Annotated in this window: 1 protein-coding gene; it reads left to right on the plus strand. The window is 49.1% G+C overall.

Features of this window, described 5'->3' with window-relative positions:
- Positions 1 to 932 (plus strand): photosystem II q(b) protein (psbA, locus tag BV372_RS31950; protein WP_086691117.1); only part of this gene is annotated, 932 nt, incomplete at both ends.

Here is a 932-nt window from a genome sequence, read left to right on the forward strand (position 1 = left end):
TCGGTTGGTTCGGCGTATTGATGATCCCCACCTTGCTAGCCGCTACCGCTTGCTTCGTAATCGCTTTCATCGCTGCTCCTCCTGTGGACATTGATGGTATCCGCGAACCAGTTGCAGGTTCTTTGATCTACGGAAACAACATCATCTCTGGTGCAGTTGTTCCTTCTTCCAACGCTATTGGTTTGCACTTCTACCCAATCTGGGAAGCAGCTTCCTTAGATGAGTGGTTGTACAACGGCGGCCCTTACCAATTGGTAATTTTCCACTTCTTGATCGGTTGCGCTTGCTATCTCGGTCGTCAGTGGGAATTGTCTTACCGCTTGGGTATGCGTCCTTGGATCTGCGTAGCTTACTCTGCACCTTTGGCTTCTGCTGCCGCAGTATTCTTGATCTACCCCATCGGTCAAGGTTCATTCTCCGATGGTATGCCTTTGGGTATCTCTGGAACCTTCAACTTCATGATTGTGTTCCAAGCTGAGCACAACATCCTCTTACACCCCTTCCACATGTTGGGTGTAGCAGGTGTATTCGGTGGTTCCTTGTTCTCTGCAATGCACGGAAGTTTGGTAACCTCCTCTTTGGTTCGTGAAACAACCGAAACCGAATCACAAAACTACGGTTACAAGTTTGGTCAAGAGGAAGAAACCTACAACATCGTTGCAGCCCACGGCTACTTCGGTCGTTTGATCTTCCAATACGCTTCTTTCAACAACAGCCGTTCACTGCACTTCTTCTTGGCTGCATGGCCCGTAGTCGGTATCTGGTTTACCGCGTTGGGTATCAGCACAATGGCGTTCAACTTGAACGGTTTCAACTTCAACCAATCAGTAATTGATTCTCAAGGTCGCGTCATCGCTACTTGGGCAGACGTAATCAACCGCGCTAACCTGGGTATGGAAGTAATGCACGAGCGTAACGCTCACAACTTCCCC

Origin of the sequence: Nostoc sp. T09 (genome assembly GCF_002154695.1) — a bacterium.
In the GTDB taxonomy this organism is placed as follows: Bacteria; Cyanobacteriota; Cyanobacteriia; order Cyanobacteriales; family Nostocaceae; genus Aulosira.